This is a genomic window from Chryseobacterium edaphi (assembly GCF_025628985.1).
Taxonomy (GTDB): domain Bacteria; phylum Bacteroidota; class Bacteroidia; order Flavobacteriales; family Weeksellaceae; genus Chryseobacterium; species Chryseobacterium edaphi.
The window spans coordinates 500661-519265 of the sequence record NZ_JAOTEM010000002.1 but is presented as its reverse complement, the minus strand read 5'-3'; the positions used below and the strand labels follow the sequence as shown (position 1 = coordinate 519265).

Below are 18605 nucleotides of genomic sequence, written 5' to 3'. Positions count from 1 at the left end.
CGATGGCTTCACAGGAACTGATCAGAAAACTCAACGAAACCATAGAAAATATAGCTGACTTTCCGATTCCCGGAATTCAGTTTAAAGATATTTCTCCGATTTTTTTAGATCCAAAACTGTATGTAGAAGTTATTGAAGATCTGGTAAAATTCAGCAAAGGAAAAGTAGATGCGGTTTGTGGAATTGAAAGCCGTGGTTATCTTTTCGGAATTGCTATCGCTGTTGCTTTGGATGTTCCATTTATTTTAATCAGAAAAAAAGGAAAACTTCCACCACCTGTCATTTCAGAAAAATACGATTTGGAATATGGAAGCGCAGAAATTGAAACCCGTGAAGGTCAAATTAAAAAAGGTCAGAAAATCTTAATACATGATGATCTTTTAGCAACAGGCGGAACTACAGAAGCTGCAGCAAAATTGGTTGAAAAACAAGGAGCAGAAATTGTTCAGTTTAGTTTTTTGATTGGTTTAAAAGATTTAAATGGCAAAGAAAAGCTCAAGAAATTTGATGCGGAAATTTATCATACTTTAGAATACTAAGATTTAAAATCATTAATTCTTTTATTTAAATCATAAAAAAATTGATGGAAAAATAAAGAATTTACAATTCATTTAATAATACCTGCAAAGTATTTTGTAAATCACTCAGAAACAATTAAATTTGCAGTTCAATTTTTTAAGAATTTATGGCAAAATTGGGTAAGAATGCTCCAAATGAGCAAGAAGGTAAAGAAACAGTGGAATTTTTTAAAGATCTTGACAGAGAGGCTTTAAACACAGAAAGATTCCTGGAAAAATATCAAAAACCATTAAGCATCGCTTTTGGAGTTTTAGTTTTGGGAGTTTTAGGCTTTTTCGGATACCAGCAATTTGTGGTAGCTCCAAAGAATGCTGAAGCTGTAAAAACATATTTAGCTGCACAAAAAAACCTTACCGAAGGAAAAGATAAAGAAGCTTTAGGTGGAAAATCGGCTGCTAATCCGGGTTACTTAGGAACTTACAACGAATATTCTTCAACTAAAATCGGTAAACTTTCTGCTTACAATGCAGGTTTATTGAAATTTAAAGAAGGAAAATTCCAGGAAGCTTACGATCTTTTAGATAAATTTTCTTCAGACAACAAAACATTGATGGCTATGAAATATGGCGCAATGGCTGATGCAAAATCTGGACTTAACAAAAATGATGAAGCTTTATCGTTATTAGACAAAGCAGCTTCAGCTTCAGACGATCCTTACACGACTTACTATTTCACTAGAAAAGCAGGAATCGTAGCTTTAGGAATGAAGAAAAATGCAGAAGCTAAAAAATATTTTGCAGCAATTGACGAAAAATATCAGGACTACGACAACGGAATGTCTGATTCTTATATTGAAATGACTAAATATTACTAAACACATGGCAACAGTTAATCTTTCAGATTACAAGCCACTTCATATAAATAATGCCGAGGATTTTTCTATCGGCATTGTTTTTTCTGAGTGGAATGACTTTGTAACTTATAATCTACGTGATGCAGCTCTAGAAATTCTTGAAAAAGAAGGCGTAAAATCTGAAAACATCAGATTATTTTCCGTTCCGGGAGCTTTTGAATTGAATTATGCAAGTATGCAGCTTTGCAAAGAGCGTAAATTTGATGCAGTAATCGCAATCGGATGCGTCATCAGAGGCGAAACTCCGCATTTTGATTTTGTGTGTGATGCTGTCGCACAAGGAATTAAGGACTGTAACATATTAACCGACACTCCAACTATTTTCTGTGTTCTGACAGACGATTCTAAAGAGCAATCTATCGCAAGAAGCGGTGGTGATTTAGGAAATAAAGGTGTAGAAGCGGCTGTAACAGCATTAAGCATGATTAATTTCAAAAGAAGCCTTTCTGACAAAAAAGAAAGTATTGGCTTTGGAAATTCTCAAGTCTAATTGATTTCTATATAAAGAATATTTTTAACTTTACCTGTAAAATTATTTATTATGAAATGGACAGACGATAGAAGCGGTAACGTGGATGACAGAAGAGGATCCGGTGGTGGCGGAGCAATTGTAGGTGGTGGATTAGGAACAATTATTATTGCTGCCATTGTATTTTTCCTTGGTGGAGATCCCTCTGCAATTCTTTCTTCAGGCGGAAGTTCTGCACCTCAGACTGAACAAAGAGAGTTAAGTCAAAACGAGCAGCAAGTCGGAGAATTTATTAAAATGATCACCGCTGAAAACGAAGAAACCTGGACAAAAATTTTTGCTGATAACGGTATGAGATTTCAACCTGCAAAAGTTGTGTTATTTACAACCCAAACTCAATCTGGTTGCGGAACTGCACAATCTGCAATGGGGCCTTTTTATTGTCCTGCAGATCAAACTGTTTATATGGATATGAGTTTCTTTGATGAACTTCAAGAGAGATTTGGAGCTAAAGTGACAGAGTTTACAATTGCTTACGTTTTGGCTCACGAAATGGGACATCATGTACAGAATCTTTTAGGAACTTTAGATAAAACTGATCAATTGAGAAGAAGTGGAAGATACTCCGAGGAAGAAATGAACAAAGTATCTGTAGCAACTGAACTTCAGGCTGATTTTTATGCAGGACTTTGGGCAAGATATTCTAATGAAAGAGAGAAATTCCTTGAACCAGGTGATTTAGAGTCTGCGGTTGAAGCAGCAGAAGCTGTGGGAGATGATAACATTCAGAAAAGATCACAAGGCTATGTGAATCAGGAAAGTTTTACACACGGTTCATCGGCACAACGTAAAGAATGGTTTATGAAAGGTTATAACTCCGGAGATATCAAGCAAGGAGATACTTTCAATCAACTTTTAAAATAAATTAAAAAGACCTGAAGAAATTTCTTCAGGTCTTTTTAATTTATTTCAGCTCAATAGGATTGCTGTTTTTCTTTGTCTCTTCTTTTACTCTTTCTTCCATTCGTTTTCTCATGTCTCCGGAATTTTGATTTCCGCCACCGCCACCTCCGATTCTCATTGGAGCAGAAATTCCACCGCCACGCTGACTATTCATAAATGACATAGGATCTGTTTTAAATTTCTCTTGTTGTTTAACGTAATCGGTTCTTTTAACTTTAATGATGTTACCGAATGTCGTCATCTCAGGAAAGTCAGAGATTTTATAATTTTTCATTAAATCAAAAGAATAATCTCCACTACTATCTTCCGCTTTTACAACCAATCCAGGAAGTCCGCTAAATTTATAAGGCCCGTCTTGATAAGGTAAATCTGTTGTAAACCAGGCTGTCCATTTTCTTCCACCAAAATCAGTTTCAGCCTTCTGAACTTTATATTCACCAATCTTAGTAGTTTCAGGTAAAATTTTCCAATCTAATGGACGGTCTTCTTCATAAGAATATTGATCTCTTCCTAAACGATCTTTATAAAGTGTTTTTTGATTTTTTTTATCTTTCTCAATAGAATAGTTGATATTCGTTCTCAAACTTTCCATCTGATCTCTATTAAAACCTCTCGCTCCACCACTTTGGCGATTAGCCTGCATTACAGAATCTCTTTTAATTCTGTTTTCAGAATAGAACATAGATTTCTCTGGTGAAATGTCTAAATAAGCATTCTCAGTTTTAATATCTGATTTATTAGAAGCATCAGGTTTCATTGTCACCTGATAAACAAATCTGTTGGTTTGTGCGAAAGTAACCTGCGCCAAAAGCGCAACAGCTAAAATGCCTAGTTTTTTCATTTTTTAATGGATTTATAGTTTTGATTTTAAATTACCTTCAAAGTTAAACCATCGATGATAAAAATTGATAAAATAAAAACGACGATTTTTATATACTGATTATTGTTCGTATTTTTGCACCATTAAATCATTCTAAATAAATACAATGATAAAAGTTTCAGATCATGCTAAGGAAAAAGCCATTCAACTGATGACAGAAGATGGTTTTAATCCGGCAGAAGATTATATAAGAGTTGGGGTAAAGAGCGGAGGTTGTTCTGGTTTGGAATATGTTTTGGGTTTTGACAACAAAAAAACAGAAACAGATCAGGTTTTTGAAGACAACAACATCAAAATTGTTGTAGAAAAAAAATCTATTCTTTATTTAGCAGGTACCATCCTCGAATACTCAGGTGGATTGAATGGAAAAGGATTTGTTTTTAACAATCCTAATGCAGCCAGAACGTGTGGTTGTGGTGAGAGTTTTAGCTTATAATTAGACATTGGAAGTATTGATTTAGAACAATCTAAATCTTAAATCTAATTTCTAAAATCTATTAAAATGAGTAAATATACTGAAGACGACTTAAGAGTCGATTTAGAAAATAAAAAATACGAATTCGGCTGGGAAACGATACTCGATTACGAAGATTTCCCGACAGGCTTAAACGAAGACATCGTCCGTGCTATTTCTGCTAAAAAAGAAGAGCCGGAATGGATGACAGAATGGCGTTTGGAATCTTTCAGAATCTGGCTGAAAATGACAGAGCCTGAATGGGCAAACATCAAATATCAAAAACCGGATTTTCAGGCAATTAAATATTACGCTGCACCGAAAGCTAAACCGGAACTGGCAAGCTTAGATGAAGTGGATCCTGAATTACTGGCAACTTTTGCCAAATTAGGAATCAACATTGAAGAACAGAAGAGGCTTTCAAATGTTGCTGTTGATATTGTTATCGATTCGATTTCTGTAAAAACAACTTTTCAGGACACTTTAGCAGAAAAAGGAATTATTTTCTGTTCAATTTCCGAAGCGATTAAGAATCATCCGGATTTGGTAAAAAAATATCTTGGAAAAGTGGTTCCAAGAGGAGACAACTTCTATGCAGCATTAAACTCCGCAGTATTTTCTGACGGAAGTTTCTGCTATATTCCAAAAGGCGTAAGATGTCCGATGGAATTATCAACTTATTTCCGAATCAATCAGTCTGGAACAGGTCAGTTTGAAAGAACACTTGTAATTGCAGATGAAGGAAGTTATGTTTCTTATCTTGAAGGCTGTACCGCTCCGTCAAGAGACGAAAACCAGCTTCACGCAGCGGTTGTTGAATTGATTGCTTTGGATAATGCTGAAATTAAATATTCAACTGTTCAGAACTGGTATCCTGGAAATGAAGAAGGTAAAGGTGGAGTTTTCAACTTTGTAACCAAAAGAGGATTGTGCGAAACCAAAGCAAAAATTTCATGGACGCAGGTTGAAACAGGTTCTGCAGTAACATGGAAATATCCTTCTTGCATCTTAAAAGGTGACGGTTCTATCGGTGAGTTTTACTCTATCGCAGTAACCAATAATCATCAATATGCCGATACAGGTACAAAGATGATCCACATCGGAAAGAATACAAAATCAACGATTATCTCTAAAGGAATTTCTGCAGGAAAATCTCAAAACTCATACAGAGGATTGGTAAAAGTAATGCCATCCGCAAAAGGAGCGAGAAACTTCTCACAGTGTGACTCATTATTGATGGGTAACGAATGTGGAGCGCACACTTTCCCTTATATCGAAATTAAAGATCCTTCGGCGCAGCTGGAGCACGAAGCTACCACTTCAAAAATCGGTGAAGATCAGATTTTCTACTGTAACCAGAGAGGTATCGATACCGAAAGAGCAATTGCTTTAATCGTGAATGGCTTTAGTAAAGAAGTTTTAAATAAATTACCAATGGAGTTTGCCATTGAAGCTCAGAAATTACTGGAGATTTCTTTGGAAGGTTCTGTAGGATAGAATTTTGTAATTTTAAATAAAATTTAAATTATGGAAGTTGTTCTGAAAAATTTGAAGAAAAAAGATTTTGAAGTGATTAAATCACTTGCTAAAGCATTAGGTTTTGAAATTGAGCAGAAAGAAGAAAATCCATACAATCCTGAGTTTGTAAAAGAAATTTTAGAAGCTGAAAAGAGTATTAAAGAAGGTAAAGGCGTTAAGATAAAAACAGAGGATTTGTGGAAATAATTTATTCTGAAAAGGCACAGAGAGATATTGCTTTTTGGAAGAAATCCGGCAACAAGTCCATTATGAAAAAAATCACTTCTCTGATTGAGGATATCCTAATTCATCCATATGAAGGTCTAGGAAAACCAGAAGCATTGAAATTTGATCTTACGGGGTTTTGGTCAAGAAGAATTGATAAAGAGCACAGAATTATTTATCAGATTACCGAAGAGAATACAATAGAAATATTAAATATTTTGTCTTTAAAAGGACACTACGAATAAAAAAGTATGTTAAACATTAAAAACTTACATGCCAGAATTGAAGATGGCGCACAAATATTAAAGGGTATCAATCTTGAAATTAAGCCGGGCGAAGTTCATGCGATTATGGGACCCAACGGAGCGGGAAAATCTACGCTTTCTTCTGTAATTGCAGGAAAAGAAGATTACGAAGTGACGGAAGGCGAAATCATTTTTCAAGGTGAAAACATTATTGAAGATGCTCCTGAAGAGAGAGCGCACAAAGGAATTTTCCTTTCTTTTCAATATCCGGTAGAAATTCCGGGAGTTTCTGTGACGAATTTCATTAAAGCTGCTTTGAACGAAAACAGAAAAGCCAACGGATTTGAAGATATGCCTGCAAAAGAAATGCTTGCTATGATTCGTGAAAAATCTGAAAAGCTTGGAATTAAAAAAGATTTCCTTTCAAGATCATTAAACGAAGGTTTTTCTGGAGGTGAAAAGAAAAGAAACGAAATTTTCCAAATGATGATGTTGAATCCTAAATTGGCCATTCTTGACGAAACCGATTCTGGATTAGATATTGATGCATTAAGAATCGTTGCAGACGGTGTAAACCAGTTTAAAAACGAAGGAAATGCAGTGCTTTTAATTACGCATTACCAGAGATTGCTGAATTATATTGAGCCTGATTATGTACACGTTTTAGCAAACGGAAAAATCATTAAAACAGGTGATAAATCTTTAGCTTTAGAATTGGAAAGCAAGGGATACGACTGGTTGCTTAACTAATAAAATATTTTTGGTTAAGTTTTTTATCAATCCTTAGTCAAAAATGCAGTGAGAAACTGCGGTATTGATACAAATTAAATTTATAATAAAGGTGTGATGGCCGAAATATCAGTAATGGCTTTATACGATCAAACAATAGAAAATCACAGTGAATTTTTGGAGAGTCTGCGTCACAGATTTTTAGATGACGACAGAAAAATTGCGCTTCAGAAATTTGCAATCAAAGGTTTTCCTACAAAGAAAGACGAAGAATACAAGTATACCAACATCAAAGAAATCACGGAGAAAGATTATAATTTTTTCCCGAAAGAAAGTCACAACATCACCAAAGAACAGCTTGATGAGCTTCATTTGGGAGAAGAAAATTTTGACTGGATTGTTTTTGTAAACGGTCAGCTTCACAAAGAGCTTTCAAACATTTCTATCGAAAATGCAGAATTTCTGTCTTTCAACTACGCTTTGAATGATGAGAATCACAAAGATGTTTTCGATAAATATTTTAACACAATTGCCGCAAAAGATTTAGCTTTTACAAACTTAAATCAGGCATATTGCAAATACGGATTCTTTTTAAAAGTTCCGAAAAATGTGATCATCGAAAAACCGATTCACGTTTTTTACCTTTCTCAAAATCAGGAAGAAAACACATTCTACAACACTAGAAATTTACTGATTGTAGAAGAAGGAGCGAAAGTTGAAATCATTGAAAGTCACCATAATTTTGATGAAAGTTTTGTGTTTACCAATTCCGTAACTGAAATTTTCACTTATCAGAATGCAAAAGCAGACTGGCACAAAATTCAGAATGACAGCGACACTTCTTATCTGGTAGATCATACGTTTGCAAAACAGGAAAGAGACAGCTTAACGACGGTAAATACATTTACTTTCGGAGGGAAAATCATCAGAAACAATCTTGATTTTATTCATAACGGAGAGAATATCAACTCTTTCATGAATGGAATTACGATTATCGGGAAAGATCAGTTGGTAGATCACCACACGGCAGTTCACCACAATACGCCAAACTGTCAGAGTTACCAGAACTACAAAGGTATTTTCAAAGATAAATCTCACGGGGTTTTCAACGGAAAAGTATTTGTAAATAAAATCGCTCAGAAAACCAACGCTTACCAGCAAAATAACAACGTTTTACTGAGCGAAGGTGCTAAGATTGACACCAAGCCTCAGCTGGAGATTTTCGCAGACGATGTGAAGTGTTCTCACGGTTGTACGGTTGGTCAGTTGAATAAAGATGCTTTATTTTATTTGAGAGCAAGAGGAATTTCTAAAAAAGAAGCTCAGGCATTACTGCTTTACGCTTTTGCCAATGATGCAATGCAGAACATCGACATTGAGCCGTTAAAAGTAAAAATCGAGCAGCTTTTAGCTGAAAAACTTGAAGTTACTATGGAGTTTTAAACTTCCATTAAACATAAATAAAGAAAGCACTTCACTCGAAGTGCTTTTCCCGTTTTATAATGATTTTAAATTTATTTCTTTAACCACCACTGACTGTCTTTTCGGTCAGAACGCTTTACGCCATTATCAATATTGTAGGCAAAGCCAATTCCTAACGTCTGTTTCAACTGGGTTTTCTGAATCTGATTATGATCGTACATCAAATCTAAGGTCACGATTGAAGAAACAAACCTGTTGATTTTCATGTTTAAAAGCATATTGTATGATAATACCATGTGATCAGGATTTTCAAGATAATTGGAGAATATCGAACCTGTGTTGGTCATTTCAATATTTTCCATCAGTTTTACTTTATAAATGGCAGAACCCAAAAAACCGATCTGCATTAGGAAAAAATCTCCATCTGCTTTTAAGCCGTAATTTCCGGCCAACTGCAATTCTTTATCCAAAACAAAAGTAAATCTTCCGTTGGCGGGTCTCAAAGTTACCGTAAGATTATCGTTCGGTCTGTAAGTGATACCCAAACCAGCATTCACATAACCCGGAGCCATAAAGTTCGAAATTTTCTTGGCTTCAGGATTATTTCCATCTTCAAAACCACCTGAGAATTGTGAAAGTACACTCGCTCCTGTGGAAACATACCAGCTTTTTGAAAACTGACGTCCGTAATTTGTTGAAACGTTTAGAACATCCTGAGTTTTTCTCGTTCCCACTCCTTTTGTGGTATTTTGTCCGTAATTCAGGATAATTATATTTTCCCAAAGATGGCGTCCTTTTTCATACACCAAATTATAATTTGCACTTGCCAACCAACCAACATTATTAGCTCCACCGCCGACCCAATTTGAAAACGCGGCCTGATTAAACATCACACTGTTTTTAGCAATTATAGACCAATGTCTTGGCTTTTTTATCGTATCAACTGCAGCAGAATCGCTGATCACCACCTGTGCAAATGAATAAACACTTAAATACATAAAAAGTAAAACGAAAATCTTTCTCATAATCTCAATTTTTCCAGATGCAAAAATAGGGATATAATGTTAAATGGCATTTCTCACATTTTCAAAGGTTTGTAATAAATTCATTTTACGTCATTATTTGAAATACAAAACCTTAAAAAAACTTACCTTTTGTCTTATATATTTTTTAAAAATTAAAATCATCGACAAATTTTCCGAAATTTATTGTTGGCTTTTGATTTGACACATTCCAGGTATGTTTAAAAATGTAATTTACAAAAGTGCTATCATCAATCCCCTACTTATGTTGGGAGCAATGTGGTTGGGATACTTTTTACAGATGCAGGGCTTTTTTGCAAGTTGCTTTGGCGCAATTATTCCTTTGCTGCCGGAAGGTTTGTTAGGAATTATCACGTCACCTCTACTTCACGGAAGTATTGATCATATTATCGGAAATTCTATTCCTATCGTTGTCTTAATGGGACTTTTGTATCAGTTCTATCCATTGGTTGCCAACAAAGTTTTTATTTTGGGTTGGCTTGCAACGGGACTTTTACTATGGATGCTTCCGCCAATCGACATTCTGACAGGCGAATACATGTACACCTGTACCATCGGAGCAAGTGGAATTGTTTATGTACTCGCATTTTTCCTATTTTTCAGCGGAGTTTTCAAATGGAATATGACCTTGCTGACCATTTCACTTTTAGTCGTTTTATACTACGGAAGTCTGATTTGGGGAATGTTTCCTGAAGAACTGTTTTACAATATGCAGGAACCAAGTAAAATTTCGTGGCAGGCTCATTTGTCCGGCGCAGTTGTGGGAAGTATTTTAGCTTTTGTTTTTAAAAATATTGGTGACAAAAAGAAAAGATTTATCTGGGAATTTCCTAATTATTACAGCGAAAAAGATGACAAATTGTGGCAGGAATATAAAGAAAACCATCCTGAAGATTTCCTCGAATTACCTTACAAAAAAAATGAAGATCTTTGGGATCATTTAGAAGAGATAAGAAAAAAATAATTCACAATTTTTATTACATTTGGAGAAAATAAAACACAAATGTATTCTGAAGAACATCTCTATTCCATCGCTTTGCGTGAATGTAATTTTATAGGTGATATCAATTTTTTTAAACTCGTCCGCAGTTTCGGAAGTGCAAAAAACGTTTGGGAAACTTCGAAAAAAGAGCTTAGTAAAACCGACGGAATAGGCACCAAAACAGTTTCTGACATTGGAAATCCTGAACATCTGAAATTTGCTGAAAAAGAGCTTTTATTTTGTGAAAAAAATTCCATAAAAATCAATTTAAGGCATCAAAACGAATTGCCTTTTTTACTGAAAGAATGCGATGACGCCCCTGCAATTCTATATCAAAAGGGAAATTTCGACAAAAAATTAAAACCTATAAGTTTAGTCGGAACGAGAAACATTACAGCTTATGGCAAAAAATTTATTGAAGATTTTTTTGAAGAATCGAAATCACATCAATTCATTTCTGTAAGCGGCTTAGCTTTAGGTGTTGATAAGGAAGTTCATGAATATTCTTTAAAACATCAAATCCCTACCCTCGGAGTTTTGGCTCACGGTTTTCATACGTTATATCCTTCAAAAAACAAAAAACTTTCTGAAAAAATCATTGAAGAAAACGGAGCTTTGTTTACGGAATTTAATTCATCCCGAAAGCCGGACAGAGAAAATTTTATTCAGAGAAACAGAATTGTTGCAGGAATTTCTCCGGCAACGATTGTGGTAGAAACTGCGTTTGGAGGTGGCTCTATAAGCACTGCAACGTTTGCAAATACTTACAATAGAGATGTTTTTGCTTTACCCGGAAAAATTACCGATAAATATAGTCAGGGTTGCAATCATCTAATTTTTCAAAATAAAGCAACGGCAATTTCGACTATAAAAGATTTACTGGATTTGACAGGATTTAATGATGCTAAAGAAAAGATTGCAGAACTTTTTCCACGAAGTGAGATCACAATTCAATTATCTGAAAATCAAGAATTAATATATACAAAAATCGTAGAAAATCCTCACCTTACATTAGATGATTTGGCAGAGAAAATTTCTGTAGCTTCACACAAAATTCTGCCTGTCATTTTAGAATTAGAGCTTTTAGGTAAAGTAAAATCATTTTCCGGGAGACAATTTATAGCTATTTGAGAATTAACGATTTCTTAATATTTCATTATTTCACATATAACATTTAATTTTTAACAAAATTTAATTCATAATTATCAATTTAATAATATTCCTCGACATTATTATTGAATTATCAGCAAATATTAAATAAGCTATTGTGAATCTTGAAAAAAAAATTAAATTTGTTGACATAATATTCAACCCTACCTAATATGGAACAATATAATATTGACCAGAAAATCCAGGAATTTATCGCTAAAATTGAGGCGAAAAACCCTAACGAACCGGAATTCTTACAGGCAGTTAAAGAAGTTGCTGTAACTGTAATTCCGTTTATTTTAACCAGAAAAGAATATACCGGCATGAAGCTTCTTGAGAGAATGGCTGAAGCTGAAAGAATTATTATTTTCAGAGTTCCATGGGTTGATGACAAAGGAGAGATTCAGGTAAACAGAGGTTTCAGAATTCAGATGAACTCTGCAATCGGACCTTACAAAGGAGGAATTCGTTTCCATCCTACGGTGAACCTTTCTGTACTTAAATTCTTAGCTTTTGAGCAGGTATTTAAAAACTCATTGACTACGCTTCCTATGGGAGGAGGAAAAGGAGGTTCAGATTTTGACCCGCAAGGAAAAACGGATATGGAAGTAATGCGTTTTTGCCAGGCTTTCATGACAGAATTGTGTAAGCACATTGGTCCGGAAACTGACGTTCCTGCAGGAGATATCGGTGTTGGAGCAAGAGAAATCGGATATTTATTCGGACAATATAAGAAAATCAGAAACGAATTTACCGGAGTTCTTACAGGAAAAGGTCTTGCTTACGGTGGTTCATTAATCCGTCCTGAAGCTACAGGTTATGGTGTTGTTTACTTCGCTGAGCAAATGCTGAAAACTATCGGACAAACATTTAAAGATAAAACAGTAACAGTTTCAGGTTTCGGTAACGTAGCATGGGGAGTTATCAAAAAAATATCAGAACTTGGCGGAAAAGTGGTTACTCTTTCTGGTCCGGACGGTTATGTTTACGATAAAGACGGTATCGACGGAGAAAAAATCGATTATTTATTAGAATTAAGATCTTCTGGTAATAACAGAGCTGAAGATTATGCTAAAAAATATCCTTCTGCAATATTCTACGCAGGAAAACGTCCTTGGGAAGTGAAGTGTGATGTCGCAATTCCTTCTGCAACTCAAAACGAATTAGACCTAGAAGATGCTAAATTATTGGTAGAAAACGGTTGCCTTTGTGTAACAGAAGCCGCAAATATGCCTTCTACATTAGATGCTATCAATTATTTCCTTGACAACAAAGTATTGTTCTCTCCGGGGAAAGCTTCTAACGCAGGTGGTGTTGCTACTTCAGGTTTGGAAATGACTCAAAACTCAATCAGACTAAACTGGACTTCTGAAGAAGTTGATGCAAGATTGAAAGAGATCATGATCGGAATCCACAAAGCTTGTAGAGACTATGGAAAAGAGGAAGATGGCTATGTGAACTACGTAAAAGGCGCAAACATCGCCGGATTCGTAAAGGTAGCAGAAGCAATGCTTGCTCAAGGTGTAGTATAAAATATAAAGGTCGGGAAGTTTTCCCGGCCTTTTTTCTTACAACCTGTCCCGGGATTATAAATGGGAAAAATAGTAATAGTGAAAGAGGAAAGCGTTGAATTTATTCAGCGCTTTTTTTATCTTTATGAAAAGGATTTAAAATGAAAAACATATTTAAAAATATTGAAGAATATTATCTGCTATTTCCGGAAGATATTCAGGAGAAATTTGAAATTATAAGAAAAATTATTCATTTACAAGATCCCGAAATTGAAGAATACATTGGTTACCAAATGCCTGCTTTCAGGTATAAAAAAAAGCCTTTAATCTATTTTGCGGGATACAAAAAACATATTGGTTTTTATCCTGGAGCTGAAGGAATTAAAGAGTTTCAGAATGATTTTAATGAAAGAAAATATAAGTTTTCCAAAGGTGCAGTTCAATTTCCTCTGACTGAAAATCTGCCTTTAGATTTAATCGAAAAAATAACACAGTTCAGAATGATGGAAATCGATCAGAAAAAATCCTGAAACATTAAATTTCAGGATTCCATTTTACTTATATAAAAAACTACTTCTATGATAAAACCAATTGGGGATTGATTTATTTATAAAACGATCCCTTTTGAAATAAATTATTTGTAAAGAAGGTTTTAACGAAACTTTATAAGATTTTGCAAATATTTAAGATTCAGAATTATTTATTTAGATTCTTCATCATGCTCTCCACAAACTCAAAAGCAGCGGGGCAAATGACCGTATTTTTTATCATCAAATCATTAATTTGATAGATTTTCTTTCGGTCTGTATGAGGATATTCTCTGCACGCTTTCGGACGAACATCATAGATCGAACACGTATTATCCTCATTCAGAAAAAAGCAAGGTAAATTCTGCAGAACTTTATCATTATCTTCATCAACACGCAAAAATTTTGCTTCAAAATCAGCCTGTTTCATACGAAGGTGCTTGGAAATTCGCTCTATATCTTTCTCTGTATACAATGGTCCTGTAGTTCTACAACAGTTTGCGCATTGAAGACAATCAATTTTTTCAAAAACCTCTTCATGAGTTTCCTGAACAATATAATCAAGGTTTTTAGGAGGCTTCTTTTTTAAACCTTCCAGAAATTTTTTATGATCTTTTTGCCTTTGTAAAGCCTGTTTTTTGTATAATTCTAAATCCATTATGATCTTTCCGTTTCAAAAACAGGAAGTTCTGCTTTTTCGTATTCATTAATTTTATCAAGATCCAACACGGTGGAATCTTTCTCCTGATCAGGATAATACATCGGGATAAATTTTGCTCCGTAAATGATTTCCTTCGACACATAAGATGCTCTCTGAACAACTGTATTTGAAAATACTTCGTCAAATGCTCGTACGTGAACAATGATTTCAATATTTGTATTTTTAAAATCATCTGCAGAAAATCCTGAAAATGGAGAATTTTCATCAATTTTATGAACAACCGTCCAGTTTAGAGATAAAGTATTGATTTTACTTAATTGTGTTTCCAATCGGTAAAAATTGCTTTTCGTAGTTCCTTCTTCATTGATTTCAATGGCAGTTGAAAGAGTAACATCAGCATCCGTTAAAGCATTATTTTTATACGGAGCCAATCTGAACATTAAAGCTGTAACACCTTGAAAAGGAGCAATCACCGCAATATCTGAAAACCTGAGATAAGCTCTAGGCCTTGAAAATCTTCCGTAAAACAAACCCGTTGCAATTGCAAAGGTAAGCAATCCCAAAAATGCCTCAAAAGTAGCAACCAAACTTGCCAAAAATCCTACAGGAGCAATTCTACCATAACCAACCGTTGTAAAAGTCTGTGAACTGAAGAAAAATACATCGATAAATTCATCCAACGGATTGCTTTTATCGATTCCCGTAAGATGTTCTACTCCAATCAGATAGTAGATGCACGCAAAAATCAGATTAATGAAAATATACATTAACACCAGATAAGCGATGAATCGAAATGACGACAAATTCAGCATCGTGTGATACCAACTTAATCTGTTGAAAACATTGACACCTCTTCTTCTTACGTTCGGAAGCCCGTCTTTATTGATGAATCTTCCCGAAGCACGACTTCCGAAACCACTGTTTTCGGAGTTTTCCTGACTGATCCTTTTTCTGAAACCTTTTGCCATATTTTCTAAATCACTTGCGATATTCTTTTAAAAAAGATAAAATAATTTACAAAGATAAAATATTGTTTCCATGAAATTTATCAATTTGAAGATTGAATTTTACATTTAATTTTAAGCTAAATTTGACATATGAAATCGCCATGATTTGCAAACATAGACACAAGTCAAGATACAGCGACTGCAATATTTCTCCCGACTATTTGGGATCTTTAAAAACAATAAATATCTACACATGAAAAAGCTGGAATCAAGAGAAGATATCGAACTTCTTGTCAATAGTTTTTATGCGAAAGTAGTTAAAGATGAAACCATTGGTTTTTTCTTTAACGACATTATGAAAGTAGATTGGGATCAACATTTACCGAAAATGTATTCTTTCTGGGAGACAATTCTTTTTGGACAGATGAGCTATAAAGGAAATCCGATGGCAAAACATTTTCCTATCAACCATTTGGAAGCCATGGAGAAACATCATTTTGCCAAATGGTTGGAACTCTGGAAACAGACCATCGAAGAAAATTTCACAGGTGTAAATGCTTCAATGGCAATTACAAAGTCTGAAAACATCGCCAATTTAATGGCTTATAAAATGGAAATGGCAAGAAAACTTTAATTGTTTAAATTTATTTAAAGTTTACGGAACGATAACCGTGAAAATATAAGCAGCTAAATTCACCAACAGAACGGTTCCGTACAGAACATTCGTCTTTCCGCGGCTTAATGACAGCATGACGATGAAAACCGATAAAGTGAGAAGAATAATATCTTTTTTATCCAACCCTAAAACCAACGGAATATCATACATAATACTTACTGCAGAAATCGCCGGAATACTCAGACCAATACTCGCTAAAGCCGATCCTAAAGCTAAATTTAAACTCGACTGTATCTGATTATTTCTCGCTGCACGAATCGCAGCAACTCCTTCTGGAAGCAGCACAACAGCTGCAATAATAACTCCAACCAAAGATTTTGGTGCTCCCATACTTTGTACCATATCTTCAATGGTTTTTGAAAGACCTTTCGCCATTAAAACCACGATAACCAAACACACCACCAAAAATAAAAAGCTCACAATCGCCTGCGTTCTGTTTGGAATAAAATGCTCTTCAGCATTTCCATCTGCCGGTACAAAATAACTTCTGTGTCTTACCGTCTGCACCATCAGAAAAACTCCATAAATCACTAAACAGGCAATCGAAACAAAGATCAATTGTGCATTGTTATAATAAGGTCCGTTGACGCTTGAAGTAAAATTCGGGAGTACCAAAGTAATCACAAGAATGGAAACAATACTTACCAAATAAGTTGTTGCTGAAGTACGGGCAAAAAACTGCTCAAAATATTTGACTCCGCCCACTAAAATACAAATACCAATAATTCCATTTAAAATAATCATTACCGCTGCAAAAACGGTATCTCTCGCTAAAGTAAGAGCCTGCTCACCACCTGCGACCATCAGAGAAACGATGAGTGCAACTTCAATGATTGTGATACAGAGCGCCAAAATGATCGTTCCATATGGTTCACCGACTTTATGCGCGACAACTTCTGCGTGATGAACCGCAGAAAGTACACTTCCAGTCAGTAAAATTCCGGCAATGACATCAAATATAACTCCTGTTCCCATCAAACCCGTGAAGTAATAAATTACTGCAAGGACGGGGAAAATATAAGTGTAGTTTAAAAATTCTTTTGGTTTCATAAGTGTTCCTAAAATACAAAAAATCTATGGGTTTTCAATTATCAAAAGAAAATATTAATCTTATTTTAATGATGCCACAACACAAAATCAAGATAATCTGTCAACATATGAAAGAGCAGACCAATACCGATTACTCTTAAATTTCCTTTGAAAAATAACAGCAAAAAATACACCGCAATGGCATAATAAGAATGTAAGAAATGAAAACCAACACTCATTCTATTGGGATCAAAAATGGGATCGGCGAAGAGATGATCAAGATCTACAAGCATTGTTGCCAAGAGAATCAAATACACTTTCTTCCAGCTATTTCTGTAAAATACCAATGCTATAAGCACCGGAAAAACCAGATGTAAAAAATAATGAGTGAATGTTTTTAGCAATGACAGAACTGAAGAATCCATTTTTTAAATTAAATTTTTAGAGCTACTCAATTTACCATCTCAAAAGTAAGGGAAGCTTATTTTTGGTTAGTTTTATTTTAAATAAATAATCCTGCGATTTATTTCCGTAAAAAATATAATAGATGTTTGAAAGCAACTTTTTCCGGTTAGATTTTAACTGCAGAAAAGATGAAGACAACAACTTGCTATTCTTAATAAAAATATAGTTTTCTTTTTGTTTCTGAGATAGTTGTAACGGATTTCTTGTTGTCTGAACTATAATTTCTTTTTCTTTTTTTACAATACGATTTGGCTGAATCGGAATTGCTGTAAATTGATTCTGACTGTTAATCCATTTTTTATTTTGAAAGAATTTCCATGTCTGCTCAGGATCTGAATTTTGAAGAGAAATGATAAAGTTGGGCTGAATAATTTTCTGATAACTTACCTTTTCAATTTCATTAAAATTATCATCGTAACCGTAACTGATGATGGTGTCATTCACTTCTTCAAGTTCTGCATTGGTTTTAAAATAGCTGATGTGAAGAGAATCTTTTAAATCTTTATTAAAAAACTGAAGACCGCTTTTCACATTTTTTTCATCCAATTCCGCATTCAAAAACTGATTTTCTCGATCAAGTTTCGAGATTAATGATTTAAAATTATCTCTAGCTTCAGAACTTTTCACTTCAATATCATCTGAATTTATGTTGATCAAAAAATTAGTAATTTTTGATTCTGAAATGTAAGAAATGCTTCCAGCAGAATTTTTGATGAATTGATCTGCATTCAGAATATTGGTTTCCTGTTTTGATAAAAACGTATTTCTGATGTTTTCAAAAGCAGCATTTGAAGTTCCGACAATACAGGTTTTATCTTCAACATTGATAAAAATTCCATCTTTATGAAAAAGCTTTTCTCCGTTTTTAATAAATTTATTTTGCTTTAAAAATTGTACAAATTTGGTTTTATCTTCAAGTTCCAAAATCGAGTACCAATCTCCAAACTGCGTATTTTTCAGGTGAAAAATCTGAATAAAATCCGGAATTTTCATCCCGGATTTATGTATAGAAATTCTTTCTTTATTTTTCTCACCACTTTTAAACCATTCTGAAGGATGAGTTATCAAAGCGAAAATATATTGTCTCGTGACTTTTTTCACATCAACTAAAACTACGACATCTGCATTATTCGGGATAAATTTTAGTGCTTTATCCTTGTGAAATAACAAAGCATAAATCGTTGCCGCAATCAGAAAAACGATGACCAGAAAGATATATTTCTTTTTCATTAATTTATCTAAGTTATTTAATATTAAACTTTTCAAAATAAGTTTTGG

General features: G+C 34.3%; 22 protein-coding genes. 15 read left to right on the top strand and 7 right to left on the bottom strand.

What is annotated here, in order from left to right:
* Window positions 1–2: 2 nt before the first annotated feature.
* The 4 genes from NZ698_RS10705 to ypfJ all read left to right on the top strand — a co-directional run bounded on the left by NZ698_RS10705 (window position 3) and on the right by ypfJ (window position 2825).
* Window positions 3–539 carry an adenine phosphoribosyltransferase gene (locus tag NZ698_RS10705; protein ID WP_263003099.1) on the top strand — a complete coding sequence of 179 codons (537 nt, stop codon included), beginning with the start codon at window positions 3–5 and terminating at the stop codon, window positions 537–539.
* 146 nt (window positions 540–685) lie between these two features.
* Window positions 686–1393: a YfgM family protein gene (locus NZ698_RS10700; protein WP_263003098.1), complete on the top strand. Its 708-nt coding sequence runs from the start codon at window positions 686–688 to the stop codon at window positions 1391–1393.
* A 4-nt stretch (window positions 1394–1397) separates the two neighbouring features.
* Window positions 1398–1922 (top strand): 6,7-dimethyl-8-ribityllumazine synthase, encoded by a 525-nt coding sequence (ribH, locus tag NZ698_RS10695; RefSeq protein WP_263003097.1) that lies wholly within the window; start codon window positions 1398–1400, stop codon window positions 1920–1922.
* A gap of 51 nt (window positions 1923–1973) precedes the next feature.
* Entirely contained in the window at window positions 1974–2825 is an 852-nt protein-coding gene (gene ypfJ / locus NZ698_RS10690) for a KPN_02809 family neutral zinc metallopeptidase (protein WP_263003096.1), read from the top strand.
* Between the two features lie 40 nt (window positions 2826–2865).
* Here the strand turns inward: ypfJ and NZ698_RS10685 are convergent, their stop codons facing one another.
* Window positions 2866–3705 carry a GLPGLI family protein gene (locus NZ698_RS10685; protein ID WP_263003095.1) on the bottom strand — a complete coding sequence of 280 codons (840 nt, stop codon included), beginning with the start codon at window positions 3703–3705 and terminating at the stop codon, window positions 2866–2868.
* A gap of 145 nt (window positions 3706–3850) precedes the next feature.
* On the opposite strand from NZ698_RS10685, the gene NZ698_RS10680 reads away from it, so the two are divergent.
* From NZ698_RS10680 to sufD, 6 genes are all read left to right on the top strand, one after another.
* A complete protein-coding gene (locus NZ698_RS10680) occupies window positions 3851–4180 on the top strand; it encodes a HesB/IscA family protein (protein ID WP_263003094.1) in 330 nt (109 codons plus the stop codon).
* Window positions 4181–4246: 66 nt separating this feature from the next.
* Window positions 4247–5695 carry a Fe-S cluster assembly protein SufB gene (sufB, locus tag NZ698_RS10675; protein ID WP_263003093.1) on the top strand — a complete coding sequence of 483 codons (1449 nt, stop codon included), beginning with the start codon at window positions 4247–4249 and terminating at the stop codon, window positions 5693–5695.
* A 51-nt stretch (window positions 5696–5746) separates the two neighbouring features.
* Window positions 5747–5923 (top strand): DUF2683 family protein, encoded by a 177-nt coding sequence (locus tag NZ698_RS10670; protein ID WP_263003092.1) that lies wholly within the window; start codon window positions 5747–5749, stop codon window positions 5921–5923.
* Window positions 5914–6186, top strand: coding sequence for a Txe/YoeB family addiction module toxin (locus NZ698_RS10665; RefSeq protein ID WP_263003091.1), 273 nt, complete (start codon window positions 5914–5916; stop codon window positions 6184–6186). Before NZ698_RS10670 ends, NZ698_RS10665 begins: the two co-directional genes overlap by 10 nt.
* Before the next feature lie 6 nt (window positions 6187–6192).
* Complete coding sequence (gene sufC / locus NZ698_RS10660) at window positions 6193–6936, top strand: Fe-S cluster assembly ATPase SufC (RefSeq protein WP_056083605.1); 744 nt, start codon at window positions 6193–6195, stop codon at window positions 6934–6936.
* A 114-nt stretch (window positions 6937–7050) separates the two neighbouring features.
* Window positions 7051–8358 carry a Fe-S cluster assembly protein SufD gene (sufD, locus tag NZ698_RS10655; RefSeq protein ID WP_263003411.1) on the top strand — a complete coding sequence of 436 codons (1308 nt, stop codon included), beginning with the start codon at window positions 7051–7053 and terminating at the stop codon, window positions 8356–8358.
* A gap of 71 nt (window positions 8359–8429) precedes the next feature.
* Here sufD and NZ698_RS10650 read toward each other — a convergent pair whose 3' ends face one another.
* Window positions 8430–9362 carry a DUF3078 domain-containing protein gene (locus tag NZ698_RS10650; RefSeq protein WP_263003090.1) on the bottom strand — a complete coding sequence of 311 codons (933 nt, stop codon included), beginning with the start codon at window positions 9360–9362 and terminating at the stop codon, window positions 8430–8432.
* A gap of 214 nt (window positions 9363–9576) precedes the next feature.
* On the opposite strand from NZ698_RS10650, the gene NZ698_RS10645 reads away from it, so the two are divergent.
* The 4 genes from NZ698_RS10645 to NZ698_RS10630 all read left to right on the top strand — a co-directional run bounded on the left by NZ698_RS10645 (window position 9577) and on the right by NZ698_RS10630 (window position 13552).
* Window positions 9577–10344, top strand: a complete 768-nt coding sequence (locus tag NZ698_RS10645; RefSeq protein WP_263003089.1) for a rhomboid family intramembrane serine protease — start codon at window positions 9577–9579, stop codon at window positions 10342–10344.
* Window positions 10345–10383: 39 nt separating this feature from the next.
* Window positions 10384–11493 carry a DNA-processing protein DprA gene (dprA, locus tag NZ698_RS10640; RefSeq protein WP_263003088.1) on the top strand — a complete coding sequence of 370 codons (1110 nt, stop codon included), beginning with the start codon at window positions 10384–10386 and terminating at the stop codon, window positions 11491–11493.
* A gap of 191 nt (window positions 11494–11684) precedes the next feature.
* A complete protein-coding gene (gdhA, locus tag NZ698_RS10635; RefSeq protein ID WP_263003087.1) occupies window positions 11685–13043 on the top strand; it encodes an NADP-specific glutamate dehydrogenase in 1359 nt (452 codons plus the stop codon).
* A gap of 140 nt (window positions 13044–13183) precedes the next feature.
* Window positions 13184–13552 (top strand): iron chaperone, encoded by a 369-nt coding sequence (locus NZ698_RS10630; RefSeq protein WP_263003086.1) that lies wholly within the window; start codon window positions 13184–13186, stop codon window positions 13550–13552.
* Window positions 13553–13718: 166 nt separating this feature from the next.
* On the opposite strand, the gene NZ698_RS10625 is transcribed toward NZ698_RS10630, so the two are convergent.
* The gene (locus NZ698_RS10625) at window positions 13719–14207 is read right to left on the bottom strand and encodes a YkgJ family cysteine cluster protein (RefSeq protein ID WP_263003085.1); all 489 of its coding nucleotides are present in this window, start codon (window positions 14205–14207) and stop codon (window positions 13719–13721) included.
* The gene (locus NZ698_RS10620; RefSeq protein WP_263003084.1) at window positions 14207–15178 is read right to left on the bottom strand and encodes an ion channel; all 972 of its coding nucleotides are present in this window, start codon (window positions 15176–15178) and stop codon (window positions 14207–14209) included. The genes NZ698_RS10625 and NZ698_RS10620 overlap by 1 nt, the downstream gene beginning before the upstream one ends.
* Window positions 15179–15410: 232 nt before the next feature.
* Here NZ698_RS10620 and NZ698_RS10615 point away from each other — a divergent pair, with 232 nt between their 5' ends.
* On the top strand, window positions 15411–15791 hold the full coding sequence (locus tag NZ698_RS10615) for a group III truncated hemoglobin (RefSeq protein WP_263003083.1): 381 nt from the start codon (window positions 15411–15413) through the stop codon (window positions 15789–15791).
* 21 nt (window positions 15792–15812) lie between these two features.
* Here the strand turns inward: NZ698_RS10615 and NZ698_RS10610 are convergent, their stop codons facing one another.
* From NZ698_RS10610 to NZ698_RS10600, 3 genes are all read right to left on the bottom strand, one after another.
* Window positions 15813–16883: a calcium:cation antiporter gene (locus NZ698_RS10610; RefSeq protein WP_263003082.1), complete on the bottom strand. Its 1071-nt coding sequence runs from the start codon at window positions 16881–16883 to the stop codon at window positions 15813–15815.
* A 65-nt stretch (window positions 16884–16948) separates the two neighbouring features.
* Entirely contained in the window at window positions 16949–17287 is a 339-nt protein-coding gene (locus NZ698_RS10605; protein WP_263003081.1) for a DUF6122 family protein, read from the bottom strand.
* 31 nt (window positions 17288–17318) lie between these two features.
* Window positions 17319–18557 (bottom strand): hypothetical protein, encoded by a 1239-nt coding sequence (locus tag NZ698_RS10600; protein WP_263003080.1) that lies wholly within the window; start codon window positions 18555–18557, stop codon window positions 17319–17321.
* Between the last annotated feature and the right edge of the window lie 48 nt (window positions 18558–18605).

What these genes read in the sequence shown, in the direction of transcription:
- ribH (WP_263003097.1), top strand. Translation starts at nt 1,398, where the DNA reads ATGGCAACAGTTAATCTTTCAGATTACAAGCCACTTCATATAAATAAT.
- NZ698_RS10680 (WP_263003094.1), top strand. Translation starts at nt 3,851, where the DNA reads ATGATAAAAGTTTCAGATCATGCTAAGGAAAAAGCCATTCAACTGATG.
- NZ698_RS10610 (WP_263003082.1), bottom strand. Translation starts at nt 16,883, where the DNA reads ATGAAACCAAAAGAATTTTTAAACTACACTTATATTTTCCCCGTCCTT.
- NZ698_RS10600 (WP_263003080.1), bottom strand. Translation starts at nt 18,557, where the DNA reads ATGAAAAAGAAATATATCTTTCTGGTCATCGTTTTTCTGATTGCGGCA.
- dprA (WP_263003088.1), top strand. Translation starts at nt 10,384, where the DNA reads ATGTATTCTGAAGAACATCTCTATTCCATCGCTTTGCGTGAATGTAAT.
- NZ698_RS10615 (WP_263003083.1), top strand. Translation starts at nt 15,411, where the DNA reads ATGAAAAAGCTGGAATCAAGAGAAGATATCGAACTTCTTGTCAATAGT.
- sufD (WP_263003411.1), top strand. Translation starts at nt 7,051, where the DNA reads ATGGCTTTATACGATCAAACAATAGAAAATCACAGTGAATTTTTGGAG.
- NZ698_RS10700 (WP_263003098.1), top strand. Translation starts at nt 686, where the DNA reads ATGGCAAAATTGGGTAAGAATGCTCCAAATGAGCAAGAAGGTAAAGAA.
- NZ698_RS10685 (WP_263003095.1), bottom strand. Translation starts at nt 3,705, where the DNA reads ATGAAAAAACTAGGCATTTTAGCTGTTGCGCTTTTGGCGCAGGTTACT.
- sufC (WP_056083605.1), top strand. Translation starts at nt 6,193, where the DNA reads ATGTTAAACATTAAAAACTTACATGCCAGAATTGAAGATGGCGCACAA.
- ypfJ (WP_263003096.1), top strand. Translation starts at nt 1,974, where the DNA reads ATGAAATGGACAGACGATAGAAGCGGTAACGTGGATGACAGAAGAGGA.
- NZ698_RS10620 (WP_263003084.1), bottom strand. Translation starts at nt 15,178, where the DNA reads ATGGCAAAAGGTTTCAGAAAAAGGATCAGTCAGGAAAACTCCGAAAAC.
- NZ698_RS10625 (WP_263003085.1), bottom strand. Translation starts at nt 14,207, where the DNA reads ATGGATTTAGAATTATACAAAAAACAGGCTTTACAAAGGCAAAAAGAT.
- NZ698_RS10650 (WP_263003090.1), bottom strand. Translation starts at nt 9,362, where the DNA reads ATGAGAAAGATTTTCGTTTTACTTTTTATGTATTTAAGTGTTTATTCA.
- NZ698_RS10645 (WP_263003089.1), top strand. Translation starts at nt 9,577, where the DNA reads ATGTTTAAAAATGTAATTTACAAAAGTGCTATCATCAATCCCCTACTT.
- NZ698_RS10705 (WP_263003099.1), top strand. Translation starts at nt 3, where the DNA reads ATGGCTTCACAGGAACTGATCAGAAAACTCAACGAAACCATAGAAAAT.
- NZ698_RS10630 (WP_263003086.1), top strand. Translation starts at nt 13,184, where the DNA reads ATGAAAAACATATTTAAAAATATTGAAGAATATTATCTGCTATTTCCG.
- gdhA (WP_263003087.1), top strand. Translation starts at nt 11,685, where the DNA reads ATGGAACAATATAATATTGACCAGAAAATCCAGGAATTTATCGCTAAA.
- NZ698_RS10605 (WP_263003081.1), bottom strand. Translation starts at nt 17,287, where the DNA reads ATGGATTCTTCAGTTCTGTCATTGCTAAAAACATTCACTCATTATTTT.
- sufB (WP_263003093.1), top strand. Translation starts at nt 4,247, where the DNA reads ATGAGTAAATATACTGAAGACGACTTAAGAGTCGATTTAGAAAATAAA.